Here is a 25534-nt window from a genome sequence, read left to right as displayed (position 1 = left end):
ACTATCGCACCCCGTCGCGGACGAGCCAATCGCGATAGTCGGCATGGCGGAATTCGTAACCGGCGGGTGTGGTGCAGAGCAGGCCCGCGCGGCGGGACCATTCGAGAAAGCGTGCGGGCCGCGCGGGCATGGACTTGTCGATGTACTTGAAGAGCAGGCAGGCGGTGGCGTAGCGACCGGCCGCGAGAGCGGTACAGGCGAACAGCGCGACAGCGGCCGCCAGGCCGAGTCGAAGTCCGAGTAGCACCTCGGGCAGCAGCGGGTGCCCAGGGTGCTGGTTTGTCGTCGGAATGACGGTGCCGAGCGTGGTCGTGGCGGCGATGCTGGGGAACACGAGCAGAGTGATGAGCAAGCCGGCTCGCACGTCGTGGCGGATGACCGCACCTGGGGTATGGCCCAGTGCGGTGCGCTCAGTGCCGGTCACCAGGAGAGCGGCGAGCGTGCCGATGCCGGTCCCGGCCAGGACGGCGACAGCGATACCGGCGACGACGCCGATCGGCAGCGAGTATGTGCGCCAGAGCGCGACACCGGCGCAGGCACCCACGCCGAGCCCGGCGGTCGCCCCGGCGAGAATGCCACGCGGCCAACGGGTTCGCTCCGGCACACGCCATGCCATGCGATGGGGGCGTGCGCCCAGGCTTGCCACGAGCACACCGAGGAGTATCGGAATCGCGGTCGGCCAGACCGGCGGCCGACCGGATTCGGGCACCAGGGCCACGAGGCCCAGAACGAGTACCAGAGCCGCAACGGCAGTGGCGTGCAGTGCCCTGCACCGCAGGTTTCCGGCCAGCCGCCACACGGTGTCGAGCGTGCAGCCGGTTTCCTGGCGGGATTCCAGGTATGCGGCGATCGAGGTCAACCACCGGCACACCTTGGATTCGGTGTAGTCGACCGCGTCACCGACGCGTCGGGTGGCGCCGATCGCCGCTGGTGTGTGGGATGCCATGAGGTCCAGACGCAGCTCCGAAGGATTGTCGGCGGTGGCCGATGGGACGGGGATGCCGTTCCGGAGTGCGGTCACCGCGAGGTTGAGCATCCACGGATTACTCAGGACCTGGGTTGCCGCGCCGTCCGGATCGTCGTCGCGCAGTGCGGAATCCAGTGCCGTCCACGGACTCGGCTGATCGGGGATGCCGATATCGTCCATCGTGCGATGCAGGTGGGCTCGGATCAGTTCGATCGACAGGGGCTGCAGGATGATCAGGTCGGCGCCGTGTAGGCCACCGTCGTGCCGATGGTCGCGTAGCGCATCGAATGTCGCGGTGCGACACAGCACTACGACGGGCCGGTTGCGCCACGGCGGTTCGTTGAGTTTGTCCACGGTGACCCCGGCCCATACGGGCCGTGTGCCCTGGTCCATCCGGTCGAGCCCATCGAGGATCGGCAGTATGCGGCCGCTGTCGATCAGGGCTTGCGCGACTCGTGGATGAAGCGAATGGTGCTCGGCGAGCCGGGCACAGAGCCACTCGTCGAATTGTCCGCTGCCGTCCCACCCGGCGGCGTCGACGCGGACCGGGACCGGCGTCAGTGCACGCGCCGAATCGGCCATGCCCGACCGTGCTCGGAGAATGTCGAGTAGCAGGCGAACTGCCGCGACCGTCTTGCCCGCTCCGCCGTCGCCGATCAGGATCAGCCGGGGGTGACCGCGATCGAGGTAGAGGTGGCCGAGTTCGGTGAGTGGGAAGATCGCGGGTTCGGGCCGGGCGGCAGACGGCATCCGATGCGGCCGGTAACGCAGCAGCACTTCGAGTTCGGCAGTGTGGGCCGAGCCGGCGCTGCCTCGGCCGGTGACTTCGCCGAAAGCCAAGAGGGCGAGTAGTCGGAGATCGATGAAAGCGTCTGCGCCGGCCCGTAATTCATCCAGTTGCTCGAACTCCCGGGCGCGGATCCGGTCGGCGAGTTCGTCGGCGCACCGGGCCAGGGCGGGCGGCGAGATGTCCGGGCGCAGCTTCCGCCAGGCCGCCGTGCCGACTGGTTTCGCCAAGGTCGAACCCGCGCGCAGCGCCACCGAACCGAGGCCGAGATCGGGACCGCTCACACGGGGCAAGAATAGTCGAAATCGCCTGTGGCGATCACACTTCGGCGGATGCCCGGAACGAGTAGCCTGACATCGCGTTCGAGCTGTTCGATGTCGTCGGCACGTTCAAAGGGGACTCGACCATGTCAGCAACGGGGTCGATGCTGGGTGTTGTCGCCGATTTCGCGGGCGAGGAGATTCTGCACCGGATCCAGCGGATCGCGGCCGAGCGAACGATCGGTACGCCGGTCGCATATGTCGCGCCACCGCGGCGCAGTGCCGACGACCTGGTGGGGACCTGGAGCGATTCGATTCTAGCGAAGCTGCCCCGGGCAATGTCCCCAGAGTTGATGTGCCGATTCGCGCGAACTCCCGAATTCATCGCGCTCACCAGGATGCTCATCGCCGTCGATATCGTGGCCGAGGGTACGGCCCCGAAGAGGCGGATCATGAGTTCGGTCGGCGCGGCCCTCGAAGATTTCTATCGTGGTCTGCCGGGTGTGAATCGGCCCGGATCCTCGTCCGTGGCCTGGCAGAGCAATCCGGAGATCTTCACCCCCGTCTTCGGCCAGGCCTTCTTCACGCAGATGGACGAGCAATGCGCTCGGGCCGCCGACAACATCAAACACCGCACCCGTTCGACGCAGGACGCGCACCGCTGGGCCTTCAGCATCGTGGCGACCGACATCATGAATTCCATCAGCACCTCGCTCGAGTACCTGACCCGCGACGTCGCCCGACGCACGAGCCTGGATTGGGTCGACCGGTACCGAATGCTGTTCACTGCCAATCACCGCGAAATCACCTCACCGGATCTGCATGTACGCCGGACCGTGGACTACACGGACCTCTTCGTCGGGCCGACCGTGTTTCGTCTCGACACGAAATCGATGCGTCCGCACACCGGTCGTCAACCGGATCTGAACGCCGACACCTTCACTCGCTTCTATACCGCGATCGACAGATCCGTTCTGGTCGGCGACCCCGGTGGCGGCAAGTCGACCTCGAGCACGGTGGCCGCGCTCGAGTTGGCGCGTGAGTACAACCTCGTCCCGTTCATCGTCGTGCTGCGTGAACTCGAGGAGCCGGAGTTTCATCTGCCCACCCTGCTGTCGAATCTGCTGCACCGGCGCTACGAGATCGAAGCCTCGGCCGAGTCGATCATGAAACTCCTGCACGAGGACAGCGCACTCATCGTCTTCGACGGTCTGGACGAGGTGTTCAACAATGCCGATCGCGCGCATCTGGCCAAGAAGATCGAGTCGATCGCGAAGGCCTATCAGTTCCTGAAGATCCTGGTGACCTGCCGGAAGATCGGTTACGCGACGGCGGCGTTGAATCCGCAGTTGTTCACGGCCTACGAAATCGGATCCTTCTCCGAGCGGCGCATCGAAACCTATGTCAAGCAGTGGTTTTCGGTGCAGCCGGATGTGCGATCGGATGAGGTGGTCCATGCGGTGCGCGATTTCATGGAGCAAAGTACCGGGATGCGGGATCTCACGGAGAACCCGCTGCTGCTTGCATTCATGTGCGTGCTCTACCGCGGCTTGGGTACGATTCCGGAGGACCGGGCCTCGCTGTACGAGAAGTGCATCGAACTCCTACTGTCCGAACGTGATCGGCACTTCCGTATCGTCGTCGATATTCCGAATGTCGCGACGACCAAGACGGCGCTTGCCCGCCTCGCGCATTTCGAACTCGACAGGGAAACCATAACCGGTTTCACCGAGCAGGCCATCGTCGACGAACTCGTTCCGTTCCTTGCGGAACGCACCTTCGCCAGTCGGCAGCAAGCCGAAGAATTCGTTCATGCGATGCTGGCGCGCTGCCGTGGGCGTGCCTGGATCTTCACCGATATCGGGTTGGACCGCAACGACCGGGACCTGTTCACTTTCACCCACGCCAGCTTCCGCGAGTACTTCGGTGCCTTGTATTTTGTTCGCACGCACCAATCTGTCCACGCTGTGGTCGATCACCTGTACCCGTTGGTCACGGCGGGCAAATCGGAGATCTACGCGCAGGTGTGCTGCGCGCTGTTCGAGGAACGCTCCCTGGCGGGAGCGTCGGATGTGATAGCGGCCATGGTCGACAAGCTTCGTGGTGACTTCCCGGCGTCTCGGCACAGCACATACTCGGATATGCGAGGTCGATCGGCCGACGAATCGAGGCGAATGACGAAGCGGCGGGTCGGCGCCGCCTATCTGGCCGGGATCGCGAATTGCGTTCCGCTCAGTACCGCGGCGATGCGGTCACTACTCCGATTCGCCCTGGAACAGCTCACCTTCGACGACAGTGCTGCCGTTGCACGCCTGCTCGATCCGGTGTCGAAGCATCATCAGGCCATTATCGAATTGTTGGCGGAGGACTTCACCAAGAACATCGTCGAGCTGCCTGCTGAACCGACTACGCGTCGACAGTTATGGTTTGCGATTCATGCCCGCTATCTCTTGGCCGCACCGGGGCCGGCCGTGATCAAGCCGAGAGCTGTCGTCGCGATCAATCAGGTCACCCTCGCCGTCGGGCCGTATCTGCGGAAGTTCGCCGGCAATCTCGATATCGAGTACGTCATGCTGTTGCAGAGTGGACATGCCGATCTGGATCAGTTCACCGGGCTCAGCGAGGTGCGGTTCGACAAGGTATTCGTATTCCTCTTCGAACAGTATGTCTCACCATTGTCGACGTTGGGGCCCACGTCGATGGCGGAATGGATCTTCGACAGCTTCGCCAGCCATCGTCGCAGTGTCATGCCGGTAGCGCGGGTCGCCATGTTCTTGCGCTGCTTCGAGGCGGGACTGCGCGAGCAGCTGAAATCGCTGGGCGCCCATTCGATTCCCGATCATCCCGCCGTGGCGGTAGATCATTTCGACTACTTCCCGCTCTTGAAGCGGGTGGCCGGATACGCGGTCGAATGCCGAACCGCTCTGCTGTTCCTGGTGGCGGCTCGTGTCGAGTTGAATGAGAAGCTCGTGCCTTCGGTGCCGGTCACACCGCGTGCGACCGTTGCGGAATGGGCCCGTGACTTGCGCGTCGCCCCGGATCTCGCCGCCTGGTTGGACCTGTGGGCGCAGGACAGGAAGGATCTCTGGTCGCCGCCACCACAGGTGGCGGAATGAGTTGTCCCCCGCAGCGCGGAGCTGACCCGGCTGGCGCGGAATCACTTGCGCACCAGCCGGTTCGGGGTCATTCCCCGCGCATCAACTCGTAGGTCGACACGGCCTTTCCCGCCGTCTCCGAGGCCGCGATGGCCTTGCGCCAGAAGGACTGGGAGACCTGTGAGAAGGTCGCGTCGACTCCGACCTCGGCGCTGGCGTCGATGATGTGCTGGGCGCCCGCGTCCATCATGCGCAGCGCCGCAGGGTCCGCGAAGCCGCCGTTCTTGTTCGCCTCCGTGAACTGCTCCATGAAGAACGGGAAGGCGGCGTTGGAGCGTACGGCGTACGGGAGGAATTGCGCGATGTCGTGACCGGATCGTTCGATCATGGCGGTGGCCTGGTCGAAGGCGAGCAGCCACGGATGGAAGATGGTGAGCAGACCCTGGTAGAAGACCTGGGCCAGCCCGTCGTCCACTCCCAGGTACTCCTGCGGGCTCAGCGGGAGCAAGACGGCGGCGTGCGCGTCGAACACCTCGCGGGGACCGCTGTAGAAGATGTAGGAGGCCGGGTGTTCGATATTGTCGCCCGCCGACATGACACCGCCGGAAAGGAATTCGGCGCCGTGCGAGCGGACCCAGGCCCCGCCCTTGCGGGCCTGCTCGGGGGAGTCCGAGGACAGGTTGGCGACGGTCTTGCCGTCGAGCCGATCGCTCACCGGCCCCAGCACGTCGTACATGGCGGCGTAGTGGGTGAGGCTGAGCACGATCAGGGAGTTGGCCTCGATCGCCTCGGCGAGGGAACCGGCGTGGGTCGCGCCCACCTCGGCGGCGCGCGCGGCGGCCTTGTCGGCGCTGCGATTCCACACCGTCACCTCGACGCCGGCCTTACGGAACGCGCGGACCATGGCCTGGCCCATCGGGCCCAGGCCGACGACGGTGACGGACTGCTGCTGAGACATTGTGTGCCCCTTCGTTGTCTGACTGTGGATGTTTTCGGCGCCGGATTCGATCGTGCCCGGCCGAATTCGGCGCGAAAAGTACGCACATTCAGGTGCGGCTGATTACGAAGAGGTTTGCGAGCAGGTCAGGCGATCGCGGCCGGGTCGGCGGTGACCTGGATCACGCCGAACGCAGGCCCCGGCTGGACAGCACCCGGCTGACCTGGATGGCGATGACGACTCGGGTGGGGTTGACGCGCGGCGGTTTATAGCGGGCGGTGTAGCGGGTCTCGGCCGCCAGCACCGCGGCGGGATCGTCGAGCACAGTCGCCGGGCCTTCGAGGGTGAGGAAGCGCGCGCCGTCGACCTGGCTGACGGCCGCATACCCCGTGCGCCGGACATTGCGCGCCTTGGTGGTCGCGGTATCGGTGATGATGCGGGCGATCCCCGCTTCCGAATCCCAGGTGAAGCCGACCGCGACCACGTGCGGGGTGCCGTCGGGGCGCAGTGTGGTGAGGGTGGCGAGATGGCGTTCGGTGAGGAATTCCCCGGCGGCGGGAGTCAGTTCGGCGGCGGTGGTCGGCATGCCAGAAACCGTAGCGGTTCGAGGATGACAGACTGAGCCCATGGGATTGCGAGGTGTTGCGCAGGGGCCGGTGTTGGTACTCGGCGGACGCAGTGAGATCGGGTTGGAGATCGCGCGGCGGCTGGCGCCGGGGCGGGTGGTGATCCTGGCGGCGCGCCGCAGTGGCGATCTGGCAGCGGAAACCGCGGCGGTCGACGCCGCGGGGGCGACGGCGGTGCACGCCGTGGAATTCGACGCCGACGACACCGCGAGTCATCCGGCGCTGCTGGAGAAGGTCGTGGCCGAGCACGGCGGGATCGGGGTCGCGGTGCTCGCGTTCGGGATCCTGGGGGACCAGGCGCGCGCCGAACAGGACCCGGCGCACGCGGTCGCGGTCGTGCACACCGACTATGTCGCGCAGGTCAGCGTGCTGACCACGCTCGTGAACCTGCTGCGCGCGCAGGACGACAGTCAGATCGTGGTGTTCGGTTCCATCGCGGGTGTGCGGGTGCGGCGCGCCAACTATGTCTATGGTTCGGCCAAGGCCGGGCTGTGGGGTTTCGCGAGTGGTCTCGCCGATGCCCTGCACGGCAGTACCGTCCACCTGCTGCTGGTTCGGCCCGGTTTCGTGATCGGCCGTATGACCGAGGGGATGACACCGGCCCCGTTCCCCAGCACGCCCGCCGAGGTTGCCGACGCGGTGGTCGCCGGGCTGCGCCGCCGCGCGCCCCGGATCGCTGTCCCGCGGATCCTCAACCTGGTCTTCCTCGCCACTCGCTTTGTGCCGCAATCGATCTGGCGCCGGATGCCGCGATGAGCGGCGCCGCCCGCAACGGCTGCCGTCAGCCCGACGGCCGGGGGTGGCCGCGGTGAGCTGGACGGGCGAGCCGATCGCGGTGGTAGGGATCGGCGCAGACGGATGGGACGGGCTCGGTGCGCGCGCGCGAGAGGCGGTCACAGCCTCCGATGTGGTGTTCGGCTCCGGGCGGCAGCTCGACCTGGTGCCCGCGGAGATCGCGGGGGAGCGGGTGGCGTGGCCCTCGCCGCTGGTGCCCGCACTGCCCGGGCTGCTCGAGCTGTATCGAGGCCGCCGGGTCGCGGTGCTGGCCAGCGGGGATCCGATGTTCTACGGGATCGGGGTGACGCTGGCGCGCCTGCTCGGCGTGCCAGCGCTGCGGGTACTGCCACAACCGTCGTCGGTGTCGCTGGCGTGTGCCCGCCTGGGGTGGGCGCTGGCGGAGGTTCCCGTGGTCAGTGCGGTGGGGCGGCCACTGGAAACGGTGCTGCCGGAATTGGCGGACGGTCGCCGGGTGCTCGTACTCGCCGAGGACGCGCGGACCCCGGCCCGGCTCGCGGAACTCTTGGCGGACAATGGTTTCGGTGATTCCAGGCTGACCGTGCTGGAGCAGCTGGACGGCCCGGCGGAACGGATCTACGCCGGTGACGCACACGACTGGAAGCACGAGCCGGGCGATCCGTTGAATATCGTCGCGATCGAGGGCATCGCCGATCCCGCCGCGCCGCGCCGCACCCGAATTCCCGGTCTCCCGGACGCCAGTTACGACGGGGACGGTCAGCTCACCAAGCGGGAGGTCCGTGCCCTCACCCTGTCCGCCCTGGCACCCGCGCCGGGCGAGACCCTCTGGGATATCGGTGGGGGCTCGGGGACGATCGCGATCGAATGGTGCCGCACGCACCCGGACTGCCGGGCGGTCACCTTCGAACGGTTGGAATCCCGGCGGCGGCAGATCGCGGCCAATGCGTCGGTGCTGGGTGTCGCGCGGCTCGAGATCCGCGGCGAAGTGCCCGGGGACCTGGAAGGTTCCCCCGAGCCGGACGCGATCTTCGTCGGCGGCGGCCTGACCCAGCCTGGCGTACTGGAGACGTGCTGGTCACATCTACGCCAGGGCGGGCGGCTGGTCGCCAATGCCGTCACGGCGGAATCCGAAGCGCTGCTGGTGCACTGGGCCGCCGCACACGGCGGTGAACTGCGGAAGTTTCAGATTTACCGGGGTGAGCCGCTCGGCGGCTTCACCGCGTGGCGGCCGCAACTGCCGGTCGCCCAGTGGTCGGTGACCAAGATCATCGCGCCCTGAGCTCCCCAGTGCACAGGTGATTCCCGGCAGCTGCCCCGGTATGGTCGGCCCCGAGATCCTGATCTTCGGATCTGTTTTCCGGTTAGGGAGATTGATGAGATACAAGAAATTCGCCGCTACCGCGATCATCGCCGTCGCGGCCACCGCCGTCGCGGCCGGTACCGCCGGCGCCGCGCCCGCCCCCGTCGTCCAGAGCCAGGCCGCACAGACCGTGCAGGGCCAGGAGCAGGGCGTCGGCTACGCGGTGCAGGTGGTCGACAAGACGATCGTGGCCGCGCTCACCGACGGTGCGTTCAGCCTCGACGCCGACCAGAAGAACGTCTCGGTCAAGAACACCGCAGGCGCGGTCGTCACCCAGATCCCGCTGGCCGCCATGGTCGGTGAGCAGCTGGTCCCGATCGCGGCGACCATCGACGAGGCGGGTCAGAAGCTCACCCTCACGCCCGACACCAAGGATCTGAAGGTGGATCCCGTCGCGGCGCAGCAGTTCGCCCAGGACATCTCCTCGCAGCAATGGTTCTTCGCCGAGTTGCAGCGCGCCTCGCTGGGCGCGCTCATCGGCGGCATCATCGGGTTCTTCTTCGTCGGCATCGGCGCGATTCCGGGTGCGCTCATCGGCCTGCTCATCGCGGGTGGCCCGAATCTGATCAACGCGGGCATCGCCTACTTCAGCGGGCAGCCCTGAGGGTTCTGATTCTGGGCGGTACCGGGGAAGCCCGGGAACTGGCCCAGCTCGCGTCCGGCGAGCGCGGAGTCGAGATCGTCTCCTCGCTCGCCGGACGCGTTCGCGACCCCCTGTTGCCCGTGGGAGCGGTGCGCATCGGCGGCTTCGGCGGTGTCGAGGGTCTGCGAGAGTGGTTGGCGGCCAACGCGATCGACGCGGTGCTCGACGCCACCCATCCGTTCGCGGGCACCATGAGCGCCCATGCGGCCGCCGCGGCCGCCGAGCTCGGTCTGCCACTGCTGCATGTGCGGCGGCCCGGGTGGACCGCGCAATCCGGCGACCGGTGGATTCGGGTCGCCGATCTGGCTGCGGCAGCGGCGCTTCCGGAGCTCGGCGCGCGGGTCTTCTTGACGATCGGCCGTCAGGGCGTAGCCGCGTTCGCCGGATCATCGGACCGCTGGTTCCTGATCCGGGCCATCGATCCGCCCACCGGTGCGGTGCCCGCGAATCATGAATTGCTGCTCGCCCGAGGGCCTTTCACGGTCGAGCAGGAGACGGCCCTGCTGGTCGGGCACCGGATCGACATGGTGGTCACCAAGGACAGTGGTGGCAGTCCGACCGAAGCCAAGCTCAGCGCTGCCCGTGCCGCGGGCCTGCCGGTCGTGCTGGTCGACCGGCCGCCGCTACCACCGGGCAGTCCGGTGATGGCGTCCGCGCTCGACGCGTGGGAGTGGTTGCGCCGCAGGATGATCGAGTAGGTCACATCGGATATCGGCGGACGGCGATTCCGGTTCGGGTGGATTCAATCGGTGAGCAGGCCCGGCAAACGGTCGAACCAGTCGAGGACGCCACGTTCGTAGGTGATGCCGAAGGCGAGGGTGGCGCGCTGGTGCGGCGGCATGTCCATGGGTTCGTCGGCCAGATATCCGTCGAGCCGCCGCTGGTGGATCTCGCGATTGGCGGCGATGATCCGGTCGCGGTGGGCCGGGTCGAGATGATTGCCGAAGGCGAGGGTGAGCAGCAGTGGGACCCGGATGGTCTCGGCGCCCGGATCGCGAGAGATCCACTCGTGGAACGCTTCCCGGCCGGCCGCGGTGATCTGATACGGTGTGCGCTCGCGGGCGCCGACCGGGCCCTTCTCGATCAGCCCGGCGGCGTCCATGGCGGCGAGCTCTCGATATACCTGACTCTGGGTGATGGTCCAGAAGTCGCCGATCCGGTCCTGGGCCAGGGCGGTGAGATCCCAGCCCGACATCGGGCCCTCGTGCAGGAACCCGAGCAGTGAGGCCGCCGTGGAATTCAGCGGTTTGCGATGTTCCATAGTGGAATGTTAGCCCACGGGAGCTGCCCGCACACCAGGACCCACCCGGCGACCGCGATGACGAGCAGCCCGACGCCCAGCGGATGCAGGAATCCGATCCGCGTCGCAGCGGACGTGGACAGGGTCGCCACCGCGGTCATGCCCAGCGGGAACACCGTGGCCCAGCGTCGAATGCTGTAACCCGGGCGCGGGTCGAGCACCTCCGACACCAGCAGGATGCCGTAGCCGAGCAGGCACAGGCCGAGCAGCGTGAGTGTGACGCCACGCAGGATCGTGTGCGGCAGGCCGGTCCAGTCCGGCCACGCGGTGAGTTTCGAGGCCGCCAGCGCCGAGATCGCCAGCGCACCCGCGGCCACCCACTGATCGCCCGCGCCCTGCCGGACCTGGCGCAGATCGAAGCGGGCGAACGCCGCCGCGTACAGCGGAATGCCGAGCCCGAAGAACAGCAGCGACACCGATATCAGCCAGTCGCCCGCCCCGGCCTGGGCCAGGGTCGCGGTCAGCACGGCCAGACCCTGTGTCGACACGCAGACCAGAAACGCGGCGCCCGGCATGCTCCGGGTCCAGTGCCGGATCACCAGGACCAGCAGGATCGGCCACACCGTCAGCCCGATCAGCAGCAGCGCCGCGGCCGGCCACTGCCATTCCGCCAGCGACAGCCGGGTGCCGAGCACCGTCGTCGCCGCGACCCCGGTCAGCGCCGGAGCCGTCACCGCCTCCGCTTCCCACCGCGCCCGGTGCCACAGCAGCCGATCCATGAAATCCGCGGCCAGCAGCACCCAGACCGTCCCCGCGATCGCCGCGGAGACCCACGACGCGACCTCCCACCGAACCAGATGCAGCCCCACCGAGATGATCCCGGTCGCCATGACGAACGATCCCGCCGCCGGCGGCAACTCCCGCCACGCCTCCGGCTCTCGCCGCTCCGCCATCCCGCAATCTCAGCCGCGCTGTGCGCAATGGTCAAGCGACACGACGGCCGGTCCTTTCGAAAGAACGCCGTCCTGGAAGGCGCGGCCCGGCACCGCCACAGCGGATACTCGCTGTCCGCACATCTGATGGGCTCTCGGCGGGCACCGCCGCACCGGGCGAGAGTCGCGGTCGTTCGGCGCAGTGGGCGGCGGCTACTTGTTGTAGCGACGGGACGTATAGACGCGTGGACCCTGGTCGGTGTCGAAGACCGCGGTGGTGGAGGCGCCGATGATCAGGAGGGTGCGCATGTCGACATCCTCGGGGTCGAGGTCGGCCAGGGTGACGACGCGGACGGATTCGGTGGGTCCGCCGACGTCTCGGCCCAGGACCACGGGGGTGTCGGGGGCGCGGTGCTCGAGGAGCAGGTCGCGCATGGCCCCGACCTGCCAGGTGCGCTGGGACGACGCGGGATTGTAGATCGCGATGGCCATGTCGGCCGCCGCGACGGCCGAAAGGCGTTGGGCGACAGTGCCCCACGGCTTGAGGCGGTCGGACAGCGAGATCATCGCGTAGTCGTGGCCCAGCGGTGCGCCGATCCGGCTGGCGACCGCGTTGGCGGCGGTGAGGCCGGGCAGCACCCGCACCGGAACACCGTCCCATTGCGGATCCGCGGACTCTTCCACCACGGCCGCTGCCATCGCGAACACCCCCGGATCGCCGGACGACACCACGGCGACCCTGGCTCCCTGCTTGGCCAGATCCAGTGCCATGGCGGCCCGCTCGGATTCGACCCGATTGTCGCTCGCATGCCTGCGCTGCCCGGGCCGCTCGGGCACCCGGTCGATGTAGGTGGTGTAACCGACCAGATCGGTGGCCTCGGTCAACGCCCGCTGCACCTCGGGGGTGGTCCACTCCGGAGAGCCGGGGCCCAGCCCGATGACGACGACCTCTCCGGCCGAGGGCTGGTCGGTGACTCGAGCGGCCTCGGGAGACGTGGGCAATTCCGCCCCGCTGCCGAGCTGTGGCTCGGCCGACGAGCGATCGCCGACCGGGCTCGCGTCGGCCTCGGCGGTAACACTCTGTCGCGCAACGGTTGCGGGCAAGGCGGTGGTCGGTTCGGGGCCGGGGACCAGGGTGATGGAGAAGTAGGGGACCTCGGCGTCGTCGACGTCCGCGGCGGCCAGGACGCGCTGGCGGGTGGAGCTGGCGCGTTCGACGTAGTAGGCGTCCTTCAACCGGCCCGAGTCCGAAAGTGCCTGGCGCACACCGGGGTAGGTGCGGCCGAGCTTCATGATGGCGGCCGCGTCGGTATCGCGCAGCCGCCGGGTGAGTTCGTCGGCGGGCAGCGTGCCGGGCAGGATCGTCAGCACCTGCTCGCCCTCCACCAGCGGGGTGCCCAACGCCGCCGAAGCCGCGCTGACCGAGGTGATCCCGGGAATGATCTCGGCCTCGAATCGGTCGGCCAGGCGACGATGCATGTGCATGTAGGAGCTGTAGAAGAGCGGATCACCCGCGGCCAGCAGTGCGACCGAGCGGCCCGCCGTGAGATGCGCGGCCAGGCGTTCGGCGGCGGCCTCGTAGAACTCGTCGATCGCGCCCTGATAGCCGCCGGGATGGTCGGTGGTCTCGGTAGTGACCGGGTAGATCAGGTGTTCCTCGAGCTGGCCCGCGCGCATGTACGGCGCGGCGATCCCGCGCGAGATGCTGCGACCGTGCCGGGCACTGTGGAAGGCGATGACATCGGCGGCCTCGATCACCTTGGCGGCCTTGACCGTCACCAGTTCCGGATCGCCCGGGCCGAGCCCGACACCCCAGAGTTTGCCGGGCGTTATCTCGTTCACGCGCGCACCCCGATGCTCGGCTCCGATCGGCGCGACGCGCACCGGCGCATGATTCGCTCGTTCATTCCTGTTCGCTCGCAATCGCATTCAGTGCCGAGGCAGTGATGGCGCTGCCACCGCGGCGGCCGCGCACGGTCAAGTACTCGATCCCGTTGCCGTAGTCGATGAGCGCGTCCTTGGATTCGGCGGCCCCGATGAATCCGACCGGGATACCGAGGACGGCGGCCGGGCGGGGTACGCCCGCGTCCAGGAGATCGAGTAGATGGAACAGTGCGGTCGGCGCGTTGCCGATCGCGACGACGGCGCCGTCGAGCCGGTCGCGCCACAGCTCCAGCGCGGCGGCCGAACGCGTATTGCCCAGGGCGGCCGCGAGTTCCGGGACCCGGGGGTCGGCGAGCAGGCACAGCACCTCGTTGCCGGCGGGCAGCCGCTTACGGGTGACGCCCGCCGCGACCATGGTGGCATCGCACAGGATCGGTGCACCGGCCCGCAGCGCGGACCGCGCCGCCGCCACCACGCCCGGCGAGAACGCGATGTCCTCGGCGAGGTCGACCTGGCCGCTGCCGTGGATCATGCGCACCACCACCTGCGCGACATCGGCCGGGAACCGGCGCAGATCCGCCTCCGCGCGGATCGTCGCGAACGAGCGCCGATAGATCTCGGCACCGTCGGTGAGGTAGCTGGTACGCACGTCGGACATGCGCACCACCCTATGAGCACGGTCTCGGGCGCTCAGGTGCGGGGGCGCTCCAGGATGCGGGACATGACGATCGAGCTGCGGGTGCGGCCGACCCGGGTGTTCTCCCGAATGCGCTCCACGGTCGATTCGATCTCGGCCATGTCGGCGGCCATGACGTGGACGAGCGCGTCGGCTTCGCCCGCGATGGTCCACACGCCGACGACCTGCGGTATCGGTTCCAGGCTGCGGCGTAGTTCGGCGGGGGAGATGTTGTCGCGGTAGTAGACCTCGACATAGGCCTCGGTGGTCCAGCCGAGTGCGGCGGGATTGACCAGGGCCGTGAAGCCGGTGATCTGGCCGCTGGCGACCATGCGATCGACCCGGCGTTTGACGGCGGGCGCGGACAGGCCGATGGCCGAACCGATCTCCTGGAACGAGGCGCGCGCGGATTTGAGCAGATGGCCCAGAATCCGCCGATCGAGATCGTCCATGTCACACCTCTTCGCTGTCCGCGCAATGAATCGTCGATGTGCCGATCAACAACGCAATGAATCGATGTTCCTGGCGCAATAGTAGGTCATTTACCTTCATGGCAACCCGCATTCTCCGCGCCGACTCCGGGAGCCCCGATGACTTCTGTAGCCACCCTGACCTCTTCCGATTCCACTCCGGCGCGGCGGCCCACCCCGCGTCGTTTCGTGATGTGCCGACCGGACCATTTCGCTGTCAACTACGCGATCAATCCGTGGATGAATCCGGCCGAACCGGTCGACCGGGCCCGCGCGATCGCACAGTGGGAGACACTGCGCGCGGTGTACGAACAGCATGGGCACCAGGTCGATCTGGTGCCCGGCGAGCCCGGACTGCCGGATATGGTGTTCGCCGCCAACAGCGGACTGGTCTACGGCGGGCGGGCGATGTCGGCGCGTTTCACCCATCCCGAGCGCGCCGCCGAGGGGCCCGCCTACCACCGGTGGTTCGCCGGTCGCGGCTTCGGTGAGGTGGTCGCGGCAGCGGAAACCAATGAGGGTGAGGGCGATTTCATCCGAGTCGGTGCGCGGATTCTCGCCGCGACCGGATTCCGCAGCTCGGTGGCCGCGCACCGGGAGGTCGAGCACTTCTTCGGCCGGCCCGTGGTGTCGCTGGAGTTGGTGGATCCGCGCTTCTATCACCTCGATACGGCGCTCATGGCGCTCGACGAGGACAATATCGCCTACTTCCCGGGGGCGTTCAGCCCCGACAGTCGCGCGATTCTGGCCGCGCTCTACCCGGACGCCATCGTCGCCACCGACGCGGACGCGGCAGTGCTCGGGCTCAACGGTGTCTCCGACGGCTACCACGTCTTCGTCAGCGACCGCGCCCAGACGCTGCGAGAGATGTTGCACGCCAACGGCTACCAGCCGATCGGCCTGGATCTCTCGGAATTGCTGCGCGCGGGCGGCGGCGTCAAATGCTGCACCCTGGAGCTGCACGACTGAAACGTCGGTGTCCGGCCGCGGCGCCCGCTGGTCGCGCGACACTCCCACGCGCCGGGTGCGGCCGTGTGCTCGGCGGCGGGTCAGCCCGCCTTCCGGATCTGGGTCAGGAATTCGGCATTGGTGTCGGTCTGGCGCAAGCCGGTGAGCAGGAGTTCGAGGGCCTGCTGTGGTTCGCGCCCGGCCAGGGTGCCGCGCAGCGATCCGATGGCGGCGAGTTCGTCCGGGGTCAGCAGCAAGTTCTCCTTGCGGGTGCTGGACCGGTCGATATCGATCGCGGGGAACAGGCGACGGCCGGCCAATTGCCGATCGAGCTTGAGTTCCGCGTTGCCGGTGCCCTTGTACTCCTCGAAGATGACGGTGTCGGCCAGCGACCCGGTCTCGACCAGGGCGGTGGCGACGATCGTCAGCGAGCCGCCGTGTTCGAGATTGCGTGCGGCGCCGAGGAATTTCTTCGGCGGGGCCAGCGCGGCGGCGTCGACGCCGCCGGAGAGGATGCGGCCGGACCCGGCGGCGGCCAGGTTGTAGGCGCGGGCCAGGCGAGTCAGCGAGTCGAGCAGTACGACCACGTCGTGGCCCATCTCCACCCGGCGTTTGGCGTGTTCGATGGCGAGTTCGGCGACCGCGATGTGTTCGTGCGCGGGCTGGTCGAAGGTGGACGCGGCGACCTGTGCGGGTACCGCGCGCGACAGGTCGGTCACCTCCTCGGGGCGTTCGCCGACCAGGACGAGCATGAGCTCGCATTCGGGGTGGTTCTTGGCGATGCCGTGCGCGATGGCTTGCAGCACCGAGGTTTTGCCCGCTTTCGGGGGCGCGACGATCAGGGCGCGCTGGCCCTTGCCGATCGGCATCACCAGATCGGTGGTGCGCGTGGTGAGTTCGTGCGATTCGGTTTCCAGGCGCAGGCGGTCCTGCGGGTAGATGGGTACCAGGTCGGCGAAATCCGGCCGGGCCCCGGTGTTTTCGGGTGGTTGTCCGTTGACGTCGTGCACGCTGGTCAGCGGTGGCAGTGCGGCGTTCTCGCGCTGGGCGCCGACGGCGCCGGTGACGGTGTCGCCGCGGCGCAACGCGTGTTCGCGGATCAGGCGCGGTGGCACATGGGCGTCGTGCGGGCCGGGCGCGAAGCCGTCGACCCGCAGCGTGGCGTGCTTGCCGACGATGTCGATGATTCCGGATATGGTCCGGATAGTGTTGTCCTGCATGATGTTTCCCCTTCGGGGATGAGTTCTGGAGTGGCGGCTCGCCGGAGATCCCGCCGGATGAGGTGACGCCCGCATCGCTGATGGGTATGCGAGAGCGCCGTGGCGAACAAGGGGTTTGTGGGAGGGAGTCGACACCTACATCCACAAGATGGAGATTCCCCTACGGTAGCGGCATCGCGGAATTTGCGCAAGCGAGGCGTGCGTGGGCGGGACCGCAGCCGCGGCGAGGGCGGCGTACGGGTGGGATGACCAGAGCTACCCCGGGTGCCGGGTCAGTGTGCCCGGTCGACGCGGTAGCTGCCGCCGGTGGTGGCGGTGACTTCGGTGACAGCCCCGCGGGGGCGACCGCAGTGGCGTTCGCACCCGGACCAGTGCTGCCGGGTGGTGACCTCGCCGGATTCCACGGCGACGGCGACATCGGCGCGGACATCGGTGAGTGACTTGGCGCAGCCGGGTCGACCCGCGCACGCGCTGACCAGCAGCCACGGCGAGGTGGCGTCGAAGAGCAGGCCCATGGGGGCAAGCACCCGGACAACCTGCTCGGCCACGCCCTCCGCCAGATCCGCGAGGACCAGGCCGCGCCACGGCGTGAGGACGATCGGACGGTCGACGGCAGCGAGGAATTCGGCCAGCCGCGCCGGCAGGGAGCCGAGCCGCACGCCCGCACCGAGAGCGACCAGACCGTTGTCCTGCTCCAGCCAGCCGATCGGAAGATCGTGGGCGGCACCGAATTCCAGCGGTGCGGCACTGGGGGAAAGGCCCAGGTACTCGATCACCCCGGCCACGCCTTCGTCGACTTCGCGCAGCCGCCACTGCCCCGAACCGAGCTCGAGGAACCCGTGCGCGGCCGCCAGCATGACCTGCACCGCGTCCGTGCCGGACACGCGAATCCCACTGTCCTGCCCGGCGAGCACCAGCGCGAATTCCGTGCCGCCGACCGCGTGCACCCCGATATCGCCGCCCAGCCCGCTGATATCGCCGCGCCCGTCGTCGAGAGTGAACAGGACCCGGCCGGGCAGTTCGGCCAACCGTGCTGCCGCACGCAATCCCGCATCGAGCGCCGAGACCAGCGGGTGCACGTCGCTGTACCCGCCGACCCGCCCTGCCAGCGGTGACGCCACGATATTGCGCACCCGCTCGTGCGTATGGCTGGGCAGCAGCCCCGCAGCCTCCAGCCGTCGCGTCAGCTCCCCGGCGTCGCGCACCTGCCGCAGTTGCGCATTCCCCCGCGAGGTCAGCTCGATATTCCCGTCCCCGAGCTCGGCCGCCGCCGCCGCGAGCGCCTGCATCTGCCCCGGCTCCAGCCGCCCCCCGGGCACCCGCACCCGCGCCAGCGGCCCGTCGGCCGCCTGGTGCAGCCGCAGCACACCGGGGCACGAATCGGGAACCTCACGTCTCACCCCTCGAGCCTACGAGCCCGGCCCCGAGCAACCCCGGACAGGTAGGAGAACCGCAGGCCGGTCGACGGGTTCGGCAGCGAACCCTGATCAGTGGCTCGGCGGTGAGTTCACACCGCCACCGGCGACTTCGGGGTGAGCGATCGCGGTGGTGCGGGCGCGAATGCGGAGGTGCGGTCGCTGACAGCGACGTCAGTTCGGGGTTGCGACGGGTTCGAGTTCGGCTGTAACCGGTTGGGGGAGAGAGGGTTTGGAACGGCCCGGGGCCCAGAGCGCGATCAGGAAGGCGGCGGCGAGGGTCAGGCAGCCGACGACCAGGGCGGCCTGCTGGACGCCGTGCATGAAGGCGTCCTTGGCGAAGGCGGCGAGCGGTTCGGCCTGGGGGCCGGCGCGTTCGGCGACCTGGAGGGCGGCGGCGAGGGAATCGGAGACGGGCTCGCGGGCGGCTTCGGGCAGCCGGGGCAGCGCGGGGGCGATGCGTTCGCTGTAGCCGGCGGCGAGCAGGCTGCCCATGATGGCGATGCCGATCGCGGCGCCGATCTCGCGGGCGGCGTCGTTGACCGCGGCCGCGACACCGTGCTTTTCCTCGGGTGTGCCCGCGATGATGGCGGTGGTGGCGGGTGCGGTGCACAGGCCGATTCCGGCGCTCATGATCAACAGCGGCCACAGTGCGTCCAGATAGCCCGCGCCGGTGCCCAGCCGGGACATGACCAGCATCGACGCACCCAGCACGACCAGGCCGGTCAGCGTCGTCCAGCGCAGCCCGATCCGATCGGCCAGCCACGGTGATACCGCCGACACGGCCACCATCGGCACCATCATGGGCGCGATCGCGATCGCCGAGAGCAGCGGCGCGTACCCGAGGATCAGCTGTAGGAACTGCACCAGCACCATGAAGGTGCCGAACGAGATCAGGAACTGGATGGTGATCGCGGCGGTGCCGCTGCCGAATCCCCGATCGGCGAACAGCCGCACATCCAGCATCGGATTGGCGACCCGCAGTTCGATCAGCGTGAACAGCGCCCCGGCGACCACGCCGCCGGCGAACAGCGCGAGGACCAGGGGATCGAGCCAGCCGCGCTCCGGCGCCTCGATCGCGGCGATCACCACCAGCCCGACCGTGAGCGCCGCGGTGAGCGCGCCCAGCGGATCCAGCGCGGGCCGCGCCTGATCCATCGACTCCGGCACGGTGAACGCGCCCACGCCGAGCGCGAGCCCGGCCACCGTCATGGCCACGAAGATCGACAGCCACGACCACTGGGACAGCAGCAGACCCGAACCCACGATGCCCAGGACCGCTCCGGCCCCGGCGATTCCGGCCCACAACCCGATCGCCGCGCCTCGGCGCTCCTCCGGAAAACTGGCCGTGAGCAGGGACAGCGTCGACGGCATGACCAGGGCCGCGCCCACACCCGCCGCCGCGCGCGCCGCGATCAGCCAGACCGGATCATCGAGCACCAGCGGGAGCGCCGAGGCGGCGGAGAACGCGATCAGCCCGCCGATCAGCATCTTTCGCCGTCCGAATCGGTCGCCGAGCGCGCCCGCGGGCAGTACCAGGCAGGCGAGGGTGAGGGTGTAGCCGTCGACGATCCAGGTCAGTTGCCGCTGGCTGGCGCCGGTGGCGGCGGCAATCTCGGGTAGCGCGGTATACAGCGCGGCCATCGAGGCGATGACCAGGGTGACCGCGAGGCAGGACAGTGCGAGCAGCCAGCGCTGCGCCGCCGATAAATGCTGGGTCGATGTCATCAGAACTCCGCTACTATCCGTATCGTTACGCTACTAGTGGTAGCACAACTGCCGCGGGTGGCGGTAGCCCTCGACGAGAGGAATGCTGTGCCGATGAGTTCCGCCGCGAACAGCGATGTCGACCCACGCCTGCTACGGTCGCGGGCGCGCCTACTCGACGCCGCCGCCGCGCTGTTGAAATCCGGTGGGCTGGAAGCGATCACGGTCGAAGCGGTGACCCGGCAGTCCGGGGTCGCCAAGACCACGCTGTACCGGCACTTCGACAACATCGTCGACTTGCGCGCGGCGACAGTGGAACTCCTGCTGCCGTCGGTCATCGAGGCCCCCGCGCCCGGCCCGCTGCGCGATCGCCTGATCACGCTGCTGGACCGGCAGGCGGCCGCGATTCGCGAAGCGTCGCTGCAAGTCGCCGTGCTCGCCTGGCTGGCCACAGGGGCCGAGCAGGACGCCCCCGCGCTGACCGCCCTGCGCCAGCAGCTGATCGATCGCTACCGCGTCCCGTTCGACCAGGTCATCGAGACCGCCGAAGCACGTGCGGTGCTGGGCGATCTGGATGTGATCGCCGCGATGTCCCAGTTGCTGGGGCCGCTGATCTTCACCGAACTGATCGGCATCGGCCGGGTCACGCCCGCGGATACCGTGCGGATCGTGGACGACTTCCTCTACGCGCGGACACGTGATCGAGGCCGTTAGAGACCGGCGTGCACTATTCGCCGATCCTCGCCCCGTCCGGCGGCCGAATGCGTGAATTCGCCACTCCGAGCACCGCCCCTCGAGCCCCGCTACCCGGCTGGGTACGATCCCCTTTGCTCGGCGGGCGCTGAGGAAACCGGTGCAATCCCGGTGCGGTCGCGCCACTGAAACAGCCAGACCCTCTCCGGCGAGCAGCAACCCACCGATGGGCGCGTAACCCGAGGAAGGCCACCTGTGATTCTGCTGCTGTCCACGTCCGATACCGATCTGCTCAGCGCGCGCGCCAGCGGCGCCGGGTACCGCTGGGGCAATCCGGCTCGATTGCTGGTCGATGATCTGCCCGCCCTGCTGGACGGCGCCGACCTGGTGATCGTGCGCATTCTCGGCGGCAAGCGGGCCTGGGAGGACGGCCTGGAAGCGGTGCGGGCGAGCGGGGTTCCGATGGTCGCGCTCGGCGGTGAGATCGCACCGGACGCGGAGCTGATGGAATGCTCCACCGTGCCCGGCGGCGTGGCCGCGGACGCCCACAACTATCTCGCCGCGGGCGGTGCGGAGAACCTGCGTCAGCTGCACAACTTCCTGTCCGACACCGTGCTGCTCACCGGTCACGGCTTCGCGCCGCCGGTGCAGCTGCCCAGCTGGGGTGTGCTGGAACGGACGGCCGCGCCGGTGGACGGGCCGACAGTGGCGGTGGTCTACTACCGCGCCCAGCATCTGGCCGGGAACACCGGCTACGTCGATGCCCTGTGTGCCGCGATCGAGGCCGCGGGCGCGAAAGCCCTTCCGCTGTACTGTGCTTCGCTGCGTACCGCCGAGCCCGAACTGCTCGACACCCTGCGCACCGCCGACGCGCTCGTGGTGACGGTACTCGCGGCCGGCGGCACCAAACCGGCGACCGTCTCGGCCGGCGGTGACGACGAGGCCTGGGATGTGGCGGCGCTGGCCGAACTGGATGTGCCGATCCTGCAAGGGTTGTGTCTGACCAGCGGTCGCGCCCAGTGGGAGGCCAATGACGACGGCCTGTCCCCGCTGGATGTCGCGACCCAGGTGGCGGTGCCCGAGTTCGACGGCCGCATCATCACGGTTCCGTTCTCGTTCAAGGAGTTCGACGCCGACGGGCTGTCGGCCTATGTGCCCGATGCCGAGCGCGCCGCCCGGGTGGCGGGGATCGCGGTCCGCTACGCCCGGCTGCGCCATATCCCGAACGCGGACAAGCGCGTCGTGCTCATGCTGTCGGCGTATCCGACCAAGCACGCGCGCATCGGTAACGCCGTCGGCCTGGACACGCCGGCCTCCGCGATTCGGTTGCTCTCCGAAATGCGTTCCGCCGGTTACGATCTCGGCTCGCCAGGAGAGATCCCCGGCCTGGACGCCCAGGACGGTGACGCGCTGATCCACGCGCTGATCGCCGCGGGCGGCCAGGATCCGGACTGGCTGACCGCGGAACAGCTGGAGGGCAACCCGATTCGGCTCGGCGCCGCCGTCTACACGCGGTGGTTCGAGCAGCTGCCCGAGGATCTGCGCGCGGCGGTGATCGAGGCGTGGGGGCCGCCGCCGGGACAGATGTACGTCGATCGGTCGCAGGATCCGCAGGGCGAGATCGTGATCGCCGCACTGCGTTTCGGCAATATCGTGCTGATGGTGCAGCCACCCCGCGGCTTCGGCGAGAACCCGGTCGCGATCTACCACGACCCCGATCTGCCACCCAGCCACCACTATCTGGCCGCCTACCGCTGGCTGGCCGAGGGATTCGGCGCCGACGCCATGGTGCATCTGGGCAAGCACGGCAATCTGGAGTGGCTGCCCGGCAAGACCCTCGGCATGTCCGCCTCCTGCGGTACCGACGCCGCGCTCGGTGACCTGCCGCTGATCTACCCGTTCCTGGTCAATGATCCCGGCGAGGGCACCCAGGCCAAGCGGCGCGCACACGCCACCCTGGTCGATCATCTGATCCCGCCGATGGCGCGCGCCGAAACCTACGGCGACATCTCGCGTCTGGAACAGCTGCTCGACGAGCACTCCAATATCTCCACCCTGGACCCGGCCAAGCTGCCCGCCATCCGCCAGCAGATCTGGACACTGATGCGGGCCGCGAAGATGGACCACGATCTGGGCCTCACCGACCGCCCCGACGAGGATGTCTTCGACGACATGCTGCTGCACGTCGACGGGTGGCTGTGTGAGATCAAGGATGTGCAGATCCGCGATGGCCTGCACATCCTGGGCCAGGCTCCCGTCGAGGACATGGAACTGGATCTGGTGCTGGCCATGCTGCGCGCCCGCCAGCTCTGGGGCGGTGAACAGAACCTCCCCGGCCTCCGAGAAGCCCTGGGCCTCAGCGAATCCGGAGACGAAGCCCGCGCCCGCGTCGACGTCGTCGAAGCCCGCGCCCGCGAGCTCCTCGCCGCCCTCCAGGCCGAGAACTGGTCGCCCGCCGCGGTGGATCGGCTCGTCGCCGGCTTCGAGACCGCCATCCTCGACGGCCGGGTCGCTGCCGAGGCCGGAGATGTTGCGGTGCAGGCGGATTCGGAGCGCCTGGCGGCGGTCGCGACGGTGCTGCGGTTCGCGGCGACCGAGGTGGTACCGCGGTTGCGGGAGACGCGGGTCGAGATCGATCGGGTGCTGCACGCGCTGAACGGCGGGTTCGTACCTGCGGGGCCGAGCGGATCGCCGCTGCGCGGGCTGATCAATGTGCTGCCGACGGGGCGGAACTTCTATTCGGTGGATCCGAAGGCGGTGCCGTCGCGGCTGGCCTGGGAGACCGGGCAGGCGATGGCCGAGTCGCTGCTGGAGCGGTATCTGGCCGATCACGGCGAATATCCGCGCTCGGTGGGACTTTCGGTGTGGGGTACCTCGGCGATGCGAACCTCCGGTGACGATATCGCCGAGGTACTGGCGCTGCTCGGCGTGCGGCCGGTGTGGGACGAGGCGAGCCGCCGGGTCACCTCGCTGGAGGTGATCTCGCTCGAGGAACTGAACCGTCCGCGCATCGATGTCACCGTGCGGATCAGCGGCTTCTTCCGGGACGCGTTCCCGCACGTGCTGGCCCTGCTGGACGACGCGGTGCGCCTGGTCGCCGCGCTCGACGAGCCGGCGGAGCTGAATTTCGTTCGCGCGCACACCCGGTCGGATCTGGCCGAGCACGGCGACGAGCGCCGTGCCACCACCCGCATCTTCGGTTCCAAGCCCGGCACCTACGGCGCGGGCCTGTTGCAGCTCATCGATTCCAAGAGTTGGCGCACCGACGACGATCTGGCGCAGGTGTACACGGCCTGGGGTGGTTTCGCCTACGGCCGCGACCTCGACGGCGCGCCGGCTGCGGATGACATGCGCACCGCGTACCGGCGAATCGCGGTGGCCGCCAAGAACACCGACACCCGCGAGCACGATATCGCCGACTCCGACGACTATTTCCAGTACCACGGCGGCATGGTCGCCACCGTGCGCGCGCTCACGGGCAAGAACCCGGAGGCCTACATCGGCGACAGCACCCGCCCGGACGCGGTGCGCACCCGCACGCTGTCCGAGGAGACCTCCCGGGTCTTCCGTGCGCGCGTGGTGAATCCGCGCTGGCTGGATGCGATGCGCCGGCACGGTTACAAAGGTGCGTTCGAAATGGCCGCGACGGTCGACTATCTGTTCGGCTACGACGCCACCACCGATGTGGTCGCCGACTGGATGTACGAGAAACTCACCGAGAGCTACGTCTTCGACGACGTGAACCGCAAATTCATGGAACAGTCGAATCCCTGGGCGCTGCACGGGATCACCGAGCGGCTGCTGGAGGCGGCCGAACGCGGCATGTGGGCGGCGCCGGAGCCGCAGACCCTGGATCGGTTGCGTCAGGTGTACCTGGAGACCGAGGGCGAACTGGAGTAGCGGACGGCCGGGCGCGAGTACCCAGCGGCGTCCGGTCCATGCCGAATTTCGGAAATCGGCCGCCATCCCCTATTTTTGGGGTCATTATTAGATCTTGAAGAGCGAATTATTCGCGTCGTTTCGCGAACATCCAATGCCGTCCGGGCGCATGATTATTGAATCCCAGGTCCGTATCTCGGGGTACAGAAATCGATTCGGCTGGATGATTGGACACTGTTATGAAGATCAGAAAACTGGTAGCGGCAGCAGTTTTGACCGCCGCGGCGACCGGCGTCACCGCGGCCACCGCGCACGGCGCGCCGGCGGCGCAGACGTTCGACGGCATCGACCGCGGCGTCGCCTACACGGCCGCGGTCGCGCCGGACCGCTCGGCGGCCACGCTCACCCTCGCGGCGGGCACGTTCGAGCTCCGGCCGGACGGGGTCGCTGTGATCGCTCCCGATGGTGCGGTCCTCGCGTCGGTGCCCACCACAGTGCACACGGCGGCGGGGCAGCGCATCGAGGTGGCGCCGACCCTCGATGCCGCCGCGAGCACGCTGACGCTGGCGCCGGTGAATGCTCCGGCGCAGCCGCAACTGCAGTACATCGGTGATGCCGGCACGACCGTCGCGGGCGTGTTGATCGGTTGTGCGATCGGCTTCCTGATCGGCGCGCTGTTCTTCGTCGCGGGTGCTATTCCGGGGTGCATTATCGGTGGCATCATCGGCGGAATCACCGGCGCCAACCAATGACCTGGATCATGTGGCGGTGAACCGGCTTCGGATATCCCCGGCCGAGCGACCGAACCGGTCTTCCGGAAAGGTCGCCGACCGGGGATCGCTTTTACGGGGATGATTGCATTCCAATTCGTCGTGCGACCCGTTTATCGCGGGCGACTTCGGTAATCGTCATGATGGAGGGACAGACTCCGGTCCATCGTGAGGAGGACTCTCAATGAACTTGTCAAGCCATAACGACACCCAAAGCCGGTCTGTCGATGCTGAATTCGCGTCCGTCTCGCAGCAGGGCCCACAAGACA

Annotated in this window: 20 protein-coding genes; 9 read left to right on the top strand and 11 right to left on the bottom strand. The window is 68.4% G+C overall.

The genetic code is table 11. The features are described 5' to 3' along the window. Position 1 precedes the first annotated feature (1 nt). A complete protein-coding gene (locus tag ACFVMC_RS18145; RefSeq protein WP_379211604.1) occupies positions 2 to 2038 on the bottom strand; it encodes a hypothetical protein in 2037 nt (678 codons plus the stop codon). 122 nt (positions 2039 to 2160) lie between these two features. Between ACFVMC_RS18145 and ACFVMC_RS18140 the strand changes: the two genes are divergently transcribed. Beyond that, positions 2161 to 5130 carry an NACHT domain-containing protein gene (locus ACFVMC_RS18140; RefSeq protein WP_379211603.1) on the top strand — a complete coding sequence of 990 codons (2970 nt, stop codon included), beginning with the start codon at positions 2161 to 2163 and terminating at the stop codon, positions 5128 to 5130. Between the two features lie 67 nt (positions 5131 to 5197). Here ACFVMC_RS18140 and ACFVMC_RS18135 read toward each other — a convergent pair whose 3' ends face one another. Further along, the gene (locus tag ACFVMC_RS18135) at positions 5198 to 6133 is read right to left on the bottom strand and encodes an NAD(P)-dependent oxidoreductase (protein ID WP_379212396.1); all 936 of its coding nucleotides are present in this window, start codon (positions 6131 to 6133) and stop codon (positions 5198 to 5200) included. A gap of 94 nt (positions 6134 to 6227) precedes the next feature. Next, positions 6228 to 6632: a PPOX class F420-dependent oxidoreductase gene (locus ACFVMC_RS18130; protein ID WP_379211601.1), complete on the bottom strand. Its 405-nt coding sequence runs from the start codon at positions 6630 to 6632 to the stop codon at positions 6228 to 6230. 40 nt (positions 6633 to 6672) lie between these two features. On the opposite strand from ACFVMC_RS18130, the gene ACFVMC_RS18125 reads away from it, so the two are divergent. The 4 genes from ACFVMC_RS18125 to ACFVMC_RS18110 all read left to right on the top strand — a co-directional run bounded on the left by ACFVMC_RS18125 (position 6673) and on the right by ACFVMC_RS18110 (position 10129). After that, complete coding sequence (locus ACFVMC_RS18125) at positions 6673 to 7428, top strand: SDR family NAD(P)-dependent oxidoreductase (protein WP_379211599.1); 756 nt, start codon at positions 6673 to 6675, stop codon at positions 7426 to 7428. Between the two features lie 52 nt (positions 7429 to 7480). Next, positions 7481 to 8707 (top strand): precorrin-6y C5,15-methyltransferase (decarboxylating) subunit CbiE, encoded by a 1227-nt coding sequence (gene cbiE, locus ACFVMC_RS18120; RefSeq protein ID WP_379211598.1) that lies wholly within the window; start codon positions 7481 to 7483, stop codon positions 8705 to 8707. 94 nt (positions 8708 to 8801) lie between these two features. Further along, positions 8802 to 9392, top strand: a complete 591-nt coding sequence (locus tag ACFVMC_RS18115) for a DUF6861 domain-containing protein (RefSeq protein ID WP_379211596.1) — start codon at positions 8802 to 8804, stop codon at positions 9390 to 9392. Continuing rightward, entirely contained in the window at positions 9389 to 10129 is a 741-nt protein-coding gene (locus tag ACFVMC_RS18110) for a cobalt-precorrin-6A reductase (RefSeq protein ID WP_379212394.1), read from the top strand. The genes ACFVMC_RS18115 and ACFVMC_RS18110 overlap by 4 nt, the downstream gene beginning before the upstream one ends. Positions 10130 to 10173: 44 nt before the next feature. On the opposite strand, the gene ACFVMC_RS18105 is transcribed toward ACFVMC_RS18110, so the two are convergent. From ACFVMC_RS18105 to ACFVMC_RS18085, 5 genes are all read right to left on the bottom strand, one after another. After that, positions 10174 to 10692 carry a PadR family transcriptional regulator gene (locus tag ACFVMC_RS18105; protein WP_379211594.1) on the bottom strand — a complete coding sequence of 173 codons (519 nt, stop codon included), beginning with the start codon at positions 10690 to 10692 and terminating at the stop codon, positions 10174 to 10176. Further along, positions 10671 to 11624 carry a tellurite resistance/C4-dicarboxylate transporter family protein gene (locus ACFVMC_RS18100; protein WP_379211592.1) on the bottom strand — a complete coding sequence of 318 codons (954 nt, stop codon included), beginning with the start codon at positions 11622 to 11624 and terminating at the stop codon, positions 10671 to 10673. The genes ACFVMC_RS18105 and ACFVMC_RS18100 overlap by 22 nt, the downstream gene beginning before the upstream one ends. Positions 11625 to 11816: 192 nt before the next feature. Further along, on the bottom strand, positions 11817 to 13436 hold the full coding sequence (locus ACFVMC_RS18095; protein ID WP_379212392.1) for a precorrin-2 C(20)-methyltransferase: 1620 nt from the start codon (positions 13434 to 13436) through the stop codon (positions 11817 to 11819). 70 nt (positions 13437 to 13506) lie between these two features. Further along, on the bottom strand, positions 13507 to 14145 hold the full coding sequence (locus ACFVMC_RS18090) for a precorrin-8X methylmutase (RefSeq protein WP_379211590.1): 639 nt from the start codon (positions 14143 to 14145) through the stop codon (positions 13507 to 13509). Positions 14146 to 14177: 32 nt separating this feature from the next. Continuing rightward, a complete protein-coding gene (locus ACFVMC_RS18085) occupies positions 14178 to 14615 on the bottom strand; it encodes an Lrp/AsnC family transcriptional regulator (protein ID WP_379211589.1) in 438 nt (145 codons plus the stop codon). 138 nt (positions 14616 to 14753) lie between these two features. Between ACFVMC_RS18085 and ddaH the strand changes: the two genes are divergently transcribed. Then, on the top strand, positions 14754 to 15602 hold the full coding sequence (ddaH, locus tag ACFVMC_RS18080; protein ID WP_379211587.1) for a dimethylargininase: 849 nt from the start codon (positions 14754 to 14756) through the stop codon (positions 15600 to 15602). An 80-nt stretch (positions 15603 to 15682) separates the two neighbouring features. Here ddaH and ACFVMC_RS18075 read toward each other — a convergent pair whose 3' ends face one another. The 3 genes from ACFVMC_RS18075 to ACFVMC_RS18065 form a co-directional block, all read right to left on the bottom strand. Beyond that, positions 15683 to 16801 carry a transcription termination factor Rho, short form gene (locus ACFVMC_RS18075; protein WP_379211586.1) on the bottom strand — a complete coding sequence of 373 codons (1119 nt, stop codon included), beginning with the start codon at positions 16799 to 16801 and terminating at the stop codon, positions 15683 to 15685. A gap of 272 nt (positions 16802 to 17073) precedes the next feature. Next, positions 17074 to 18201, bottom strand: a complete 1128-nt coding sequence (gene cobG / locus ACFVMC_RS18070) for a precorrin-3B synthase (protein WP_379211584.1) — start codon at positions 18199 to 18201, stop codon at positions 17074 to 17076. Between the two features lie 189 nt (positions 18202 to 18390). Next, positions 18391 to 19944 (bottom strand): MFS transporter, encoded by a 1554-nt coding sequence (locus ACFVMC_RS18065; protein ID WP_379211582.1) that lies wholly within the window; start codon positions 19942 to 19944, stop codon positions 18391 to 18393. 93 nt (positions 19945 to 20037) lie between these two features. On the opposite strand from ACFVMC_RS18065, the gene ACFVMC_RS18060 reads away from it, so the two are divergent. From ACFVMC_RS18060 to ACFVMC_RS18050, 3 genes are all read left to right on the top strand, one after another. After that, on the top strand, positions 20038 to 20637 hold the full coding sequence (locus tag ACFVMC_RS18060; RefSeq protein ID WP_379211580.1) for a TetR/AcrR family transcriptional regulator: 600 nt from the start codon (positions 20038 to 20040) through the stop codon (positions 20635 to 20637). Between the two features lie 234 nt (positions 20638 to 20871). Further along, positions 20872 to 24516, top strand: coding sequence for a cobaltochelatase subunit CobN (gene cobN / locus ACFVMC_RS18055; protein ID WP_379211578.1), 3645 nt, complete (start codon positions 20872 to 20874; stop codon positions 24514 to 24516). A 218-nt stretch (positions 24517 to 24734) separates the two neighbouring features. Next, positions 24735 to 25247, top strand: coding sequence for a hypothetical protein (locus ACFVMC_RS18050; protein ID WP_379211577.1), 513 nt, complete (start codon positions 24735 to 24737; stop codon positions 25245 to 25247). Positions 25248 to 25534: the final 287 nt, after the last annotated feature.

The sequence above is a fragment of the Nocardia sp. NPDC127579 genome, from assembly GCF_042672005.1.
Taxonomy (GTDB): Bacteria; Actinomycetota; Actinomycetes; order Mycobacteriales; family Mycobacteriaceae; genus Nocardia.
Note: the sequence above shows the minus strand (reverse complement) of the source record. Positions and strands in the feature narration are given on the sequence as shown.